This window comes from Massilia mucilaginosa, assembly GCF_011682145.1.
Lineage (GTDB): Bacteria > Pseudomonadota > Gammaproteobacteria > Burkholderiales > Burkholderiaceae_D > Telluria_A > Telluria_A mucilaginosa.
The window spans coordinates 1-425 of the sequence record NZ_WHJH01000219.1; the positions used below are offsets into that span (position 1 = coordinate 1).

Annotated in this window: 1 protein-coding gene; it reads right to left on the bottom strand. The window is 69.4% G+C overall.

The window, feature by feature from the left end; genetic code table 11:
* Positions 1 to 425 (bottom strand): tyrosine-type recombinase/integrase (locus F2P45_RS34580; RefSeq protein ID WP_166882701.1); only part of this gene is annotated, 425 nt, incomplete at both ends.

Here is a 425-nt window from a genome sequence, read left to right on the forward strand (position 1 = left end):
GGATGGTCTGAATGGGCGTGCCTTCCTCCGACATGAGCGTGGCGCAGGTGCCGCGCAGGCGGTGGGGCGTAATCCCGGTGAGGGAGGTGGCGGCGTTGGCGCGGCGCATCGCGGATCGGGCGAACCCATCCGGCAGCGCCCTGCCCTGCTTACCTGGCGCGATGAGGCCCTGTGGGCGTCGTTGGGGTGCCAGGTACGCGACCAGCCAGCGCGGCATCGGCACTGGGACCGCCTCCTTCCCCTTGGTAATGCCGGGCGTGAAGGTTCGCCGCTCCCAGTCGATCCACTCCCAGCAGGCGCTGGCCGCTTCCGACTCGCGCAGGCCCAAGCCGTACATTAGACGCACGGCGATGGCGACGGACGGCGAGCGCGTGGTCGCCTTGTCGATCTCTGCCAGCCAGTCGTCGGTGGTTTTGGTGGGCAAG